Origin of the sequence: Mesoflavibacter sp. CH_XMU1404-2, from assembly GCF_037029465.1 — a bacterium.
Taxonomy (GTDB): domain Bacteria; phylum Bacteroidota; class Bacteroidia; order Flavobacteriales; family Flavobacteriaceae; genus Mesoflavibacter.
In genome coordinates, this window is record NZ_JAYMEM010000026.1 from 487,290 (window position 1) to 500,198 (window position 12,909).

General features: G+C 31.2%; 13 protein-coding genes. 11 read left to right on the plus strand and 2 right to left on the minus strand.

What is annotated here, in order from left to right:
* Positions 1-16: 16 nt before the first annotated feature.
* From WA327_RS10705 to WA327_RS10720, 4 genes are read left to right on the plus strand one after another with little or no spacing between them, the layout of a single operon-like run.
* Positions 17-703 (plus strand): TetR/AcrR family transcriptional regulator, encoded by a 687-nt coding sequence (locus WA327_RS10705; RefSeq protein WP_336069567.1) that lies wholly within the window; start codon positions 17-19, stop codon positions 701-703.
* Positions 696-2,363, plus strand: a complete 1,668-nt coding sequence (locus WA327_RS10710; protein WP_336069569.1) for an ATP-binding cassette domain-containing protein — start codon at positions 696-698, stop codon at positions 2,361-2,363. Before WA327_RS10705 ends, WA327_RS10710 begins: the two co-directional genes overlap by 8 nt.
* Position 2,364: 1 nt before the next feature.
* The gene (locus tag WA327_RS10715; protein ID WP_336069570.1) at positions 2,365-3,717 is read left to right on the plus strand and encodes a biotin/lipoyl-binding protein; all 1,353 of its coding nucleotides are present in this window, start codon (positions 2,365-2,367) and stop codon (positions 3,715-3,717) included.
* A 2-nt stretch (positions 3,718-3,719) separates the two neighbouring features.
* Positions 3,720-5,102: a TolC family protein gene (locus tag WA327_RS10720; protein ID WP_336069572.1), complete on the plus strand. Its 1,383-nt coding sequence runs from the start codon at positions 3,720-3,722 to the stop codon at positions 5,100-5,102.
* Here the strand turns inward: WA327_RS10720 and WA327_RS10725 are convergent.
* Positions 5,095-5,871 carry a hypothetical protein gene (locus WA327_RS10725; protein WP_336069574.1) on the minus strand — a complete coding sequence of 259 codons (777 nt, stop codon included), beginning with the start codon at positions 5,869-5,871 and terminating at the stop codon, positions 5,095-5,097. The two genes, WA327_RS10720 and WA327_RS10725, sit on opposite strands and share 8 nt — an antisense overlap.
* Before the next feature lie 360 nt (positions 5,872-6,231).
* Between WA327_RS10725 and WA327_RS10730 the strand changes: the two genes are divergently transcribed.
* The gene (locus tag WA327_RS10730; protein WP_255593076.1) at positions 6,232-6,363 is read left to right on the plus strand and encodes a hypothetical protein; all 132 of its coding nucleotides are present in this window, start codon (positions 6,232-6,234) and stop codon (positions 6,361-6,363) included.
* A gap of 37 nt (positions 6,364-6,400) precedes the next feature.
* Here the strand turns inward: WA327_RS10730 and WA327_RS10735 are convergent, their stop codons facing one another.
* Positions 6,401-8,377 (minus strand): dehydrogenase E1 component subunit alpha/beta, encoded by a 1,977-nt coding sequence (locus WA327_RS10735; RefSeq protein ID WP_336069577.1) that lies wholly within the window; start codon positions 8,375-8,377, stop codon positions 6,401-6,403.
* 135 nt (positions 8,378-8,512) lie between these two features.
* Between WA327_RS10735 and WA327_RS10740 the strand changes: the two genes are divergently transcribed.
* The 6 genes from WA327_RS10740 to WA327_RS10765 all read left to right on the plus strand — a co-directional run bounded on the left by WA327_RS10740 (position 8,513) and on the right by WA327_RS10765 (position 12,781).
* A complete protein-coding gene (locus tag WA327_RS10740; RefSeq protein ID WP_336069579.1) occupies positions 8,513-9,460 on the plus strand; it encodes a 2-oxoglutarate and iron-dependent oxygenase domain-containing protein in 948 nt (315 codons plus the stop codon).
* A 71-nt stretch (positions 9,461-9,531) separates the two neighbouring features.
* Positions 9,532-9,858: a translation initiation factor gene (locus tag WA327_RS10745; protein ID WP_336069580.1), complete on the plus strand. Its 327-nt coding sequence runs from the start codon at positions 9,532-9,534 to the stop codon at positions 9,856-9,858.
* A gap of 3 nt (positions 9,859-9,861) precedes the next feature.
* Complete coding sequence (locus WA327_RS10750) at positions 9,862-10,794, plus strand: DUF1835 domain-containing protein (RefSeq protein WP_336069583.1); 933 nt, start codon at positions 9,862-9,864, stop codon at positions 10,792-10,794.
* The gene (locus WA327_RS10755) at positions 10,794-11,663 is read left to right on the plus strand and encodes a nucleoside phosphorylase (RefSeq protein WP_336069584.1); all 870 of its coding nucleotides are present in this window, start codon (positions 10,794-10,796) and stop codon (positions 11,661-11,663) included. The genes WA327_RS10750 and WA327_RS10755 overlap by 1 nt, the downstream gene beginning before the upstream one ends.
* A 59-nt stretch (positions 11,664-11,722) precedes the next feature.
* Complete coding sequence (locus tag WA327_RS10760) at positions 11,723-12,577, plus strand: substrate-binding domain-containing protein (RefSeq protein ID WP_336069585.1); 855 nt, start codon at positions 11,723-11,725, stop codon at positions 12,575-12,577.
* A gap of 3 nt (positions 12,578-12,580) precedes the next feature.
* Positions 12,581-12,781, plus strand: a complete 201-nt coding sequence (locus tag WA327_RS10765; protein ID WP_336069587.1) for a hypothetical protein — start codon at positions 12,581-12,583, stop codon at positions 12,779-12,781.
* The last annotated feature ends 128 nt before the right edge of the window (positions 12,782-12,909 follow it).

Below are 12,909 nucleotides of genomic sequence, written 5' to 3' on the forward strand. Positions count from 1 at the left end.
TCATAATAGATTTGATATGCTAAACATACTATCTAATTTAAAAATTACGATTAACGATAATATCTTTTTAAAAGACCCAGAATCTTCAAGCTTAGGAAAACGCATTGTAGAAAATAGTATTCTTTTAATTGACGAGATTGGTTTTGATGCATTTACATTTAAAAAATTAGGTGCTAAAATTGGCTCTAACGAAAGTAGTATATATCGCTATTTTGAAAACAAGCATAATTTACTAGTCTATTTAGCTTCATGGTATTGGAGTTGGACAGAATATCAATTAGTATTTGCTATTAATAATATTACTGATCCAATAAAAAAACTAGATGTAGCTATTGATATTTTAACAAGAACAACAACTTTAGATAGTGACTTTGAACATATAGATGAAGTTGTTTTAAAACGTATTATCATTCACGAATACAGTAAATCATATCTAACAAAACAAGTAGATTTAGATAATGACGAAGGTTACTTTTCAATTTACAAAAGACTTGTTTTAAGACTTAAAGAACTTATACAAGAAGTAAATAGTGATTATGAACATCCTTTTTGTTTAGCAAATACAGTCATAGAAGGTGCTTTACACCAACAATACTTAAAAGAACATTTTAAGTCTATTTCTGGTTTAAAACCAAATGAAGCACCAACAGCATTTTATAAAGATTTGGTGTTTAACACTTTAAATATTACACTTAATGAGTAAAAAAATATTAACCGCTTGGCAACGCTTTATCAACCTATTAAAGCTTGATAAAAAAGATTTAAAACAAGTTTTCTTTTATGCCATTTTTGCAGGATTAGTAAATCTATCTTTACCATTAGGTATTCAGGCAATTATTAATTTGTTACAAGCAGCTCAAGTAAGCACATCTTGGATTGTTTTAGTCATTTTAGTAACATTAGGTGTTGTGTTTGTTGGTGTTTTGCAACTTATGCAAATACGTATTATTGAAAATATTCAGCAAAAAATATTTACCAGAGCTTCGTTTGATTTTGCTTACAGATTGCCAAAAATAAAAATGAGCGCTTTAAGAGGTTACTATCCGCCAGAATTAGTCAATCGTTTTTTTGATACAGTAATTGTACAAAAAGGACTGGCTAAGATTTTAGTAGATTTTCCAGCAGCAATACTTCAAATTATATTTGGGTTACTTCTACTCTCTTTTTATCACCCATTCTTTATTATTTATGGTGTATTATTAATAGTATTAATGTACATCGTTTTTAAATACACAGCAGAAAAAGGATTAAAAACAAGTATTAAAGAATCTGATCATAAATACCGTGTCGCTCACTGGTTAGAAGAAATAGCAAGGTCTATTGTAAGTTTTAAATTATCAGGAAGAACAAACTTAGCTCTATCTAAAAATGATGAATTAGTTACAGATTATTTAGAAGCTAGAGAATCTCATTTTAAAATATTAATCATACAATTTATGCAGCTAATTGGCTTTAAAGTCTTAGTAACTTTTGGTCTTTTGGTAATTGGTGGTGCATTAGTTTTAAATCAGCAAATGAATATTGGTCAGTTTGTTGCTGCTGAGATTATTATTCTTTTAGTGATTAATTCTGTAGAAAAATTAATACTTGGTTTAGAAACATTTTATGACGTTTTAACTTCTATTGAAAAGCTTGGGAAAGTAGTTGATAAAGAATTAGAATCTCAAGACGGTGATATTTTAGACTTTGATGCTAAAGATTTCAACTTAGAATTTGAAAATATCTATTATGAAGTTCCTGAAAAGGAAACACCTATTCTAAAAGATATAAATCTAAAAATTGACTATAAAGATAGAATTTTAGTTAACGGTACAAATGGTTCTGGTAAGACTAGTTTATTAAAGCTAATTTCAGGAATAATAAAGCCTACCAGAGGTAATGTGTTTGTAAACAATAACTCTCTTTCCGGTATTAACTTAAATCATTATCGTGCACATTTAGGACAAACCTTAGAAGAAGAAACACCTTTTGAAGGTACACTTTACCAAAACTTAACTTTTGGAGACAGTACAATTACAAAAGCAGAAATAGACTCAGCAATAGAAAGTGTAAGATTATCAGAGTTTGTAAAACATTTACCAAAAGGATTAAACACTGTTTTACGTCCAGAAGGTAAAGAAATGTCTTACACAGTTTCTAAAAAAATAATTTTGGCTAGAGCTATTCTTAAAAAGCCTAAACTATTAGTTTTAAAAGAACCTTTAGATCATTTTGATCAAAAAGAAGCATCGGTAATTATAGACTTTTTAATAGATAAAAAACACAGTTGGTCTTTAATTGTTGTAAGTCAGAATCCACTTTGGGAGAATAAGCTTGACAAAATAATTTCATTAGATAATGGTCAAATAATTAACAATAAATAAGATGTTAAATATTTCAAATAATAAGCTTGATGATAGGTTAGATTTAACCAAATACGAATGTGGTAAAAAAGCATTTGGCAAAGAGCATTTTAAAGCATTTAATCGTTTCTTAATCACCTTTGGGATTATAGGAATAATTATACTGTTTTTACCATGGACACAAAACATTACGGCGCCAGGTATGGTAACAACTTTAACACCAGATCAGCGTCCGCAAACTATACAATCACCAATTCCTGGACGTATTGAAAAATGGTATGTTAGAGAAGGAGATTTTGTTAATAAAGGCGATACCATTCTTCATATTTCTGAAGTAAAAAATGAATATTTCGACCCTAATTTAGTTGAAAGAACGAATCAGCAAATAAAAGCTAAATCGTCTTCAGTTACCTCATATAGCGAAAAAGTTAAAGCCTTAAACACACAGATTTCAGCATTAATTAATGAAAAACAATTAAAGTTGAAACAAGCCGAAAACAAACTGTTACAAGCTAGACTTAAAACAAAAAGTGATAGTATAGATTTTGAAGCTGCCAAAACTAATTTAGGTATTGCCGAAACTCAGTTTAATCGTACACAGCAATTACAGTCTGAAGGTTTAAAAGCAATTACAGATGTTGAAGCAAAACGATTAAAATTACAAGAAACACAAGCAAAATTAATCTCTCAAGAGAATAAATTTTTAGCATCTAAAAACGAAATTATCAATGCTCAAGTCGAATTAAACCGTATTGATGCAGAGTATGCAGATAAAATTTCAAAAGCAAGAAGTGACAAGTTTACTGCGCAATCTAATCAGTTTGACGCCGAAGCGCAAGTTTCAAAATTAGAAAGCGATTACACAAATTATTCTATACGTAATGATATGTATTACATCAAAGCACCACAAGATGGTTTTATTAACAAAGCTATAAAAGGTGGTATTGGTGAAACATTTAAAGAAGGTGAGCAATTGGTAGGAATCATGCCTTCTAAATACGACATTGCTATCGAAACGTTTGTAGATCCAATCGATTTACCATTAGTGCATTTAGGTGAAGAATTTAGAGTACAATTTGATGGTTGGCCTGCAATTATTTTTAGCGGTTGGCCTAACGTATCTTACGGTACTTATGGTGCTAAAGTTGTAGCTATAGAGCGTTTTATAAGTCCAAACGGCAAGTTTAGAATACTATTAGCACCTGATGAAGACGATTACGCTTGGCCTGAAGCCATTAGAGTTGGATCTGGAGCCAGAACAATAGGTTTATTAGAAGATGTGCCTATTTGGTTTGAATTATGGCGACAGCTTAATGGTTTCCCTCCAAATTACTATCAACCTGAAGATGCATCAAACACAAAGACTAAAAAATAAAAATGAAAAACACATTTATTTTCATATTTAGCCTCTTACCTATCCTATTACTAGGTCAAACTTTAGATAGTTTAAGTTATACCGAATATTTAGGTTATGTAAAACAATATCATCCCATAGCAAAACAAGCAGATTTAAAGTTGGCATCTGGTGAAGCGACTTTACTAAAAGCTCGTGGAGGATTTGACCCTAAAGTTGAAGGTAGTTTTAACGAAAAAGACTACAAAAACACAGAATATTACGAAAGACTAAACGCAACTTTTAAAGTCCCAACATGGTACGGTATAGAGTTAAAAGCAAACTTTGAAGAAAACTCAGGATACTATTTAAATCCAGAAAACACAGTTCCTGAAGATGGATTATTTAGCGCTGGTGTTGGTTTTTCGGTAGGTCAAGGTTTGTTTATCAATAAAAGAATGGCGGATTTAAAAAAGGCGAAATTCTATAAAGAACAAACCATTGCAGAACGTAAATTAATGGTTAACGAAGTTATTTATAATGCCTCTTTAGCCTATTTTAATTGGGTCCAGGCTTATAAAGAAAGTAAAATTTATGAGGAGTTTTTAGAAAACGCTACTATAAGATTTAATGGTGTAAGATCTAGTGTGTTAGCTGGTGATAAAGCAGGAATAGATAGTTTAGAATCTGGTATAACAGTAAAAAACAGAAAATTAGAATTAGAACAAGCTAAAGTTAAATTAATGAAAGCAAGACTTGAAGCTTCAAATTACATTTGGCTAAACCAAACACCTGTAGATATTAGCGAAACTGTAAAACCAGTAACAATTAATGAAGAAGAAATTGATAATGTTTTAGCTTTAAATCAATTAGAAAGTTTTCAGTTAAATAATCATCCAAAACTAATTGCTTTACAAAGAAAAATAGATGGTTTAGGCGTAGATCAAAAATTAAAAGCTAATAAATTACTACCTAAAATAGATTTGGAATATAACTTTTTAACCGAAACGCCAGATATTTCAAACTCATTTAATTCTGCTGCATATAAAGCTAAAATTAGTGCCGCTTTTCCTTTATTTTTAAGGAAAGAACGTGGTGATTTAAAGTTGTCTAAACTTAAAGTACAAGATGCTAATTTTGAATTATCTGATACCGAACTTCAATTGAAAAACAAAATAGACGCTATAACAAACGAGTTAGAATCTTACATTATTCAAAATGAGCTTATCGAAGATATAGTAAAAGATTATGATACTATGTTAAGTGCAGAAGAACGTAAGTTTAGTTTTGGAGAAAGCTCTGTGTTTTTAATCAACACACGTGAAAATAAATTGATAGAAGTTCAGGTAAAAGCCATACAACTTCAAAATAAGTTTCTTTCAACTAAAGCAAAATTATTTAATAGTTTAGGTGTGTTACCTAATTAGATTTTTTTGAATTTGTTTGTATAGAATCTTTAGCTTTTTCTTGTTGTCCAACGCTTTGAGATTTTAGTTTTAGCGGACTTTCCTTTTCTTTAACTACTGTAATCGTAGCTTTTACGCCTGTTGCTAAATTCCATTGGTTTGCTGCTATAATGTTTCCAAATTCATCTAAAATCTGAAATTCAGCAGTATTTGGACCAGAAGTTCCTTGGTTTAAAGCTAAAAAGTCTATCTCGTTAATACCTTCATCTAAAGGTAATAACAGACCATTAAATCCAGAAGTCAAAACGACACTTGGTACAACAATATCTTTGTTTATAAACACTCTAATCATATCACCATCAGGATATTGATGATCACGGTAAATGATATTTACGGCTTTTGCTGTGGTACGATATTCACCTAAAAACTGATTAACTAAACTTCCGTTATTGCTCTTCTCGTCATCTTCTTTAAACTTTAATTGACGATCAAGTTGTTTTTTAAATAATTCACCAGGATTTCTCAAATTATTTTTTTCTACCATAGAAAATTCTTTTTTAGGTAGAGCTTCTGTTTTAGCATCTTTTGGTGCAGTTACTACATTATCGTTATCGTCTGGTTTTATATCATTTTGCTGCTCTTCTACAGGTTCAATAATTAATTCTGGATCATCTTTTGGATCTTCAGTTTCTTCAGCAGGTATTGCAATACCAATTCTTTCACTATCAATTTGAGAAAAACTTGATACTGTTATTGAAAAAAATATTAAGAATGAAATTAAAATCTTCATGTTTAAATTAATTGGTACTAAATTAATTCAAAAACTATACCTAAATACTAAAATTATATTAATCCTTGTTAATTTACTATTAACACTATAAGCAAAAGGGTTTTATTAATTTTTTTACAATATACATAAATGTTAAAAATTGTTAAAACGGTATTATGTTATACAAAGTACTGTAACATTTTTGTTTTATACTCGTCATATAGGTGTAAATCATTTTAAATCAATCAAATAAAACTATTAATTATGAGAACTTTAAACAACAATCGATTATCAGAAACTTTAAAAGGAACTAAAAGTAACGTTTGGAATAGTAAAAGACGTTATAGACACTAAGTAAATAACAACTAAACCACAAAGATCATGAAAACACCAAAAATTATAAGAAGACTAAATCAAAATACTTTATCAAACGTACACTGTAATAGAGAAATCTTTAGGTTTAGTTGTACAAAAAACGGATTATGGCGAGGCGTTAAACGCTATGCACACTAATAAAAAAAGCAAGTGAGATTCACTTGCTTTTTTTATTTTAATACTCTAATAATTTTAATAATTCTTCTTCAAATTTTCCTTTTGCTAAATATTGTTCTTCTAACTGTTTAATAAAAGGAATTGGTGTATCTAAACTGGCTACACGTTTTACTGGTGCATCTAAATATTCAAAACAATGTTCCATTATTAAAGATGAAATATCACTAGCAATACCACCAAATAAAGAATCTTCTTGCAGAATAATAGCTTTACCTGTCTTTTTTACTGAAGTATAGATAGCTTCTGTATCTAAAGGTTGAAGTGTTCTTAAATCTATAACATCTGCTGAGATGTTAGAATGTACGTCTAATGTATTTAAAGCCCAATGTACTGCTGCACCGTAAGCAATAATTGTTATGTCATTACCTTCTTTTAATAATGAAGCTTTGCCAAACGGTAATGTATAGTAATCTGTTGGTACATCTTGTCTAATACTTCTATATAACGCTTTGTGCTCAAAAAACAGTACAGGATTTGGATCATTAATAGCTGTAGCTAACAAACCTTTTGCATCATAAGGAAACGCAGGAAACACAACTTTTAAACCTGGTGTTTTTGTAAACCAAGCTTCATTAGTTTGACTATGAAATGGTCCAGCAGCAACACCTGCACCACATGGCATACGTAATACCACATCTGCATTTTGATTCCAACGGTAATGTGATTTTGCTAAATAGTTAACTACTGGATTAAAACCTGAGGTTACAAAATCACTAAACTGTAGCTCTACAACACTTTTAATACCCGCAATACTTAATCCCATTGCAGATTCTATGATGGCAGATTCACAAATAGGAGTATTACGAACACGTTCTTTACCAAAAGCTTCAACAAAGCCTTCTGTAATTTTAAAAACGCCACCATATTCTGCAACATCTTGTCCCATAATTACAAGATCTTCATGGCGTTGCATAGATTGTTTTAATCCTTCAGAAATAGCATCAACTAAACGTAATTTTTCTTTGTTTTCTTTTGGTTTAACTTCTTGATATTTAAACTCTTGAAAAACATCATTTAACTCAGTGCTTAAATCTGGTGTGATTGGTTCTTCCGCGAAAGCGATTTCTAAATGTTCGTTTATTTCGTGGATAATATCTTCTTTAATTTTAACTTCTTCTTCATCTGTTAAAATACCTTCATTCTTTAAAAATTCTTGATAGTTTTCAATTGGATCTTTTTTAGCCCATTGATCCATCAAATCTTGCGGTACGTATTTGGTACCACTAGCCTCTTCATGACCACGCATTCTAAAGGTTTTAAATTCAATTAATACAGGACGCGGATTTTTACGGATGCTTTCTGTAATTTCAGAAATTTTTGTGTAAACCTCTAAAATATTATTGCCATCTATAATGTGGCTTTCCATACCGTAACCAATAGCACGGTCTGCTAAATTCTCGCAATTGTATTGCTCTTTTGTTGGTGTAGATAAGCCGTAACCATTATTTTCTATACAAAATAGCACAGGTAATTGCCACACAGAAGCAACGTTTAAGGCTTCGTGTATATCACCTTCACTTGTTCCGCCTTCACCTGTAAACACTGTAGTTACTTGGTTTTTGTTTTTTAGTTTAGATGCTAAAGCAATACCATCTGCTACACCAAATTGTGGTCCCAAATGGCTAATCATACCTACAATCTTATATTGCTGTGTACCAAAATGAAAACTTCTGTCTCTACCTTTTGTAAACCCATTAGCTTTTCCTTGCCACTGCGAGAATAAACGGTATAACGGGATGTTTCTTGTTGTAAAAACACCTAAGTTACGGTGCATTGGTAAAATGTACTCTTCGTCTTGCATAGCAGATGTTAGTCCTACCGCTATGGCTTCTTGCCCAATACCAGAAAACCATTTACTTATTTTACCTTGTCTAAGTAAAATAAGCATCTTTTCTTCAATTAATCTAGGTTTAAGTAAACGCTTGTAAAGATCTAACAGCGTATCGTTATTTAAGGTTGATTTGTCAAATTTCATTAATAAGCTTTCAAAAATTGAAAATATGATAATATATACTATGCCAAATATAGTATAATTACGAATAAAATAAACTACTGTTTTTGCTTAGTTTTCGTTACATTTGTAGTTAGAAGATTATAATTTTTACACATTATGAATAAAATACCAAGTGTTAATTTAGAGGATTTTCTATCTGATGATCCTAAGAGAAAACAAAAATTTGTAGATGAAATTGGAAAAGCTTACGAAGAGATAGGTTTTGTAGCGCTTAAAGGTCATTTTTTAGACGATAAATTAGTAGACGATTTATATGCTGAAATAAAAAACTTCTTTGAATTACCTGTTGGTACAAAACAGAAATACGAAATACCAGGAATTGGTGGACAACGTGGTTATGTGTCTTTTGGAAAAGAAAGTGCAAAAGGTAAAAAAGAAGGCGACTTAAAAGAGTTTTGGCATTTTGGACAATATGTAGAAGATGATCCACAACGTGCTAAAGAATACCCGGAAAATGTAGAAGTAAAAGAGGTGCCTAATTTTAATGTAGTTGGTAAAAAAGCGTATCAAACCCTAGAAAAAACAGCTAAGTATGTCTTGCGTGCTTTAGCGCTTCATTTAGGTTTAGAAGAAACGTATTTTGATAACTATATCCACAACGGAAACTCCATTTTAAGACCAATTCATTATCCTCCAATTACTCAAGAACCAGACAATGCAGTTCGTGCAGCAGCACATGGTGATATTAATTTAATCACTTTATTAATGGGTGCACAAGGTCGTGGTTTGCAAGTACAAAACCATAACGGAGAATGGATAGACGCTATCGCAGAACCTGATGAATTAATGATTAACGTTGGTGATATGTTATCACGTCACACCAACAACAGATTAAAATCTACAATTCACCGTGTTGTTAATCCACCAAGAGAATTATGGGGAACTTCACGCTACTCTATACCTTTCTTTATGCATCCAATTAGCGAAATGAAATTAGATGTTTTAGATAGTTGTGTAGATGAAAACAACCCAAAACAATTTGAAGACATTACAGCAGGCGAATTCCTAGACGAGCGTTTAAGAGAATTAGGATTAAAAAAATAGTTTTCAGTCGCAGTCACAGTTGTTTATTCTAAATCATTGTGACTGCAAACTGATACTGTAAACTAAACAACATGGACTTACAAGACCAATTAAAAAACTTATTTCCTGATCACGTACCAGAAGAAACCGAAGAACAGCTAGAAGAAAGCAACATTTGGTTACAAGACGATCCGATAATTTGTAAATACGAAAAACGTAAAGGAAAACCTATTACCATTTTAGAGGGATATACCGGTGCTGACGAAGATTTTAAACTATTAGCTAAAGAGCTTAAACAAAAGCTAAGTGTTGGCGGTAGTTTTAAAAATGATAAAATTATAATTCAAGGTGATTATCGTGATAAAATTATGGAAATCTTAAAAGAAAAAGGTTTTAATGTAAAACGTGTTGGAGGTTAAATTATGAGTAAAAAAACGTTTCATATCACTAATGGTGGTGTATTAACAGAATATTTAACCAAGTTAAATTTTGAAGGAGAACTAATGACATGGCATGAAATGTTATGCGTTGGACCAACCACTAAAGAAATAGATAACGATAATTTTTTCAATTTAAGAAAAGAGTTTATTGAGTCTACCTACAACATTCCATATAAAGAAGAAGTTTTTAGAAAAGAGCTTGATAAACTTTCAAAACTAGAAGATTACGAAAAAGTTATCCTTTGGTTTGAATACGATTTGTTCTGTCACATTAACATGATTGCAGCCATAAGTTTATTAAAGCAAAAAATGTGTAGACTACCTATTTTTCTTGTTAATTGTGGTAAAATTGAAGGCGAAAAACAACTTAAAGGCTTTGGAGAGTTAACTCCAGAACAAATTCAGTTTAATTACGAAAACAGAATTCAATTAAACGTAGATGATATTGCTTTTGCTCAAAAAGCATGGCGTATTTACTGCGAAAATGACCATAATTTATTAAAAGAATTAATTGTACGTCCTTCAAATTATATTTACATGAGTAACTGTTTAAAAGCGCACATGAAGCGTTTTCCAGATACCAGAACAGGCTTAAATATGATGGAATACAACCTTTTAAAGCTAATTAACGAGTATAAAATAAAAGACCGTCATCATTTATTAGGTTATGGCTTACATTATCAAGGTTATTATGGCTATGGAGACATGCAAATAGAGCGTATTATTAATAATATTTCGCTTTTTTATGATGAAACCGAAGAACAGCTAGAGCTTAACAGAAACGGATTTTTAGCTTTAGAGCATCAGCAAAACTTCTTTGAAGAAATGAAATCAGACTTCCAATTTGGAGGCGTAAAAAAATCAGATTTTCAGTATTTAAAAACTGAAAGTAAATTAGTTAATACCATTAAATAATGGCAATTCAAGAATCAGAATTAATTTTAAATCCAGATGGTAGTGTTTATCATCTTAATTTAAAACCAGAACATATATCAGACACCATCATTTTTGTTGGTGATCAAGATCGCGTAGAAAAAATAACAAAATACTTTGACAGCGTTGAAGTTTCTATTCAAAAAAGAGAATTTAAAACACAAACGGGTACTTACAAAGGAAAACGCTTAACCGTTATTTCTACTGGTATTGGACCAGATAATATAGATATTGTTTTAAACGAATTAGACGCTTTAGTAAACATCGATTTAAAGACTAGACAACCAAAAGAACAATTAACATCGCTAAACATTGTTCGTGTTGGTACTTCTGGCTCTTTGCAGGCAGATATCCCTGTAGATTCTTTTGTAATGGCGTCTCACGGTTTAGATTTAAACGGAATGCTTCACTTCTATCAAATTGATAAAATAAGCAATCCAGATATTGAAGATGCTTTTATAAAATTCACAAATTGGGATAGCAAAAAAGCGCGTCCAATTATCATAAATAATAGTGAAGCTTTAGAAAAACAATTTGAAGGTCCTAATGTATTTAAAGGTATGACAGCAACTGCTGGCGGTTTTTACGGTCCGCAAGGTCGTGTGTTGCGTTTGCCGCTTTTTGATGCCGAATTAAATCATAAAATGGACACATTTAAACATGACGGTTTTAGAGTGACTAACCTAGAGATGGAAACCTCAGTAATTTATGGTTTATCAAAACTTTTAGGTCATAATGCACTGTCACTTAACGCTATAATTGCTAATCGTGCCAACGGTACTTTCAGCAAAGACCCAAAACAAGTGGTCGAAAATTTAATAGAATACACACTTAATAAGTTTGTAGAGTAATCTAACTTTATAAGTTTTTTTAAGGGTTTCGCTTTCGCAGAAAAACTGAAGTAAATAAAATGAAACAAATAAACATTGGTGGCGTACCAGAACATTTTAATCTGGCTTGGTATTTAGGCTTAAAACATGGCGAATATAAAGATGCAGGAATCAATCTGCGTTGGAAAGATTATTTTGGAGGTACTGGCGCAATGAATAAAGGCTTACGCGATGGTGATATCGATATGGCTGTAATCCTTACCGAAGGAATTGTAAAAGACATCATAGACGGTAATCCATCTAAAATTGTTCAAGTATTTGTAGAGTCGCCATTAATTTGGGGCATTCACGTAGCTGCACAATCAGATTATAATAAAATTGAAGACCTTAAAGGCACAAAAGCAGCCATAAGTAGATACGGATCAGGTTCGCATTTAATGGCTTATGTTAATGCAAAAAATAATGATTGGAATTTAGAAACCGATCTTAATTTTGAAGTCATAAAAAACTTAGATGGCGCTGTAGAAGGTCTTACAGAAGGTAAAGCTGATTATTTTATGTGGGAAAAATTTACCACAAAACCTTTAGTAGATAACGGTACGTTTAGACGCGTTGGTAATTGTCCTTCGCCTTGGCCATGCTTTGTTATTGCAGTTAGAGAAGAGTTTTTAAAAACCAATAAAGAAGACGTAAAAACCATTTTAGATATTGTAAACGCTACGACGTCTGAGTTTAAAGACATACCAAGCATTGACCGCATGATTGCTAATAGATATGAGCAAGAATTAGAAGACGTACAAGAATGGTTAAGTCTAACCGAATGGAGTCAAGAAAACATCTCTAAAGCCACCATAAAAAAAGTACAAGATCAACTATTTGATTTAAACATTATTGAAGAAAAATGGGACTATAAAGACCTTGTTGCCGAGTTGTAAACCATGAAAACAATTCTAAAAATCATTGGTCTAGCACTACTCTATCTTGTAATAGTTTATATTGAAATTTTAATAGCTTTTCTCATTTTTGGTTCTGCTGCAAGTGCTACTGAAGTATCTTCAACACTCACATTTCAACTTATAGTTTATTTTTTACCATTAGTTATCGTGATTTTGATTGGTAAACGTGTTTTGAAGAGATAACATACTAAGTACAACATCAAACTCCTCTTTCTTTTAGTTTTTTAGAAAAACTAAAATTCATTCTCCTCTTTGATTAAAGAGGAGAGCTAGCTCTGAAAATAGAACAAATTTAGTTCCTCTCTTCATCT

Bases quoted from the DNA above. Each gene is read 5' to 3' on its own strand.
- WA327_RS10705 (WP_336069567.1), top strand. From the start codon at position 17: ATGCTAAACATACTATCTAATTTAAAAATTACGATTAACGATAATATC.
- WA327_RS10710 (WP_336069569.1), top strand. From the start codon at position 696: ATGAGTAAAAAAATATTAACCGCTTGGCAACGCTTTATCAACCTATTA.
- WA327_RS10715 (WP_336069570.1), top strand. From the start codon at position 2,365: ATGTTAAATATTTCAAATAATAAGCTTGATGATAGGTTAGATTTAACC.
- WA327_RS10720 (WP_336069572.1), top strand. From the start codon at position 3,720: ATGAAAAACACATTTATTTTCATATTTAGCCTCTTACCTATCCTATTA.
- WA327_RS10725 (WP_336069574.1), bottom strand. From the start codon at position 5,871: ATGAAGATTTTAATTTCATTCTTAATATTTTTTTCAATAACAGTATCA.
- WA327_RS10730 (WP_255593076.1), top strand. From the start codon at position 6,232: ATGAAAACACCAAAAATTATAAGAAGACTAAATCAAAATACTTTATCA.
- WA327_RS10735 (WP_336069577.1), bottom strand. From the start codon at position 8,377: ATGAAATTTGACAAATCAACCTTAAATAACGATACGCTGTTAGATCTT.
- WA327_RS10740 (WP_336069579.1), top strand. From the start codon at position 8,513: ATGAATAAAATACCAAGTGTTAATTTAGAGGATTTTCTATCTGATGAT.
- WA327_RS10745 (WP_336069580.1), top strand. From the start codon at position 9,532: ATGGACTTACAAGACCAATTAAAAAACTTATTTCCTGATCACGTACCA.
- WA327_RS10750 (WP_336069583.1), top strand. From the start codon at position 9,862: ATGAGTAAAAAAACGTTTCATATCACTAATGGTGGTGTATTAACAGAA.
- WA327_RS10755 (WP_336069584.1), top strand. From the start codon at position 10,794: ATGGCAATTCAAGAATCAGAATTAATTTTAAATCCAGATGGTAGTGTT.
- WA327_RS10760 (WP_336069585.1), top strand. From the start codon at position 11,723: ATGAAACAAATAAACATTGGTGGCGTACCAGAACATTTTAATCTGGCT.
- WA327_RS10765 (WP_336069587.1), top strand. From the start codon at position 12,581: ATGAAAACAATTCTAAAAATCATTGGTCTAGCACTACTCTATCTTGTA.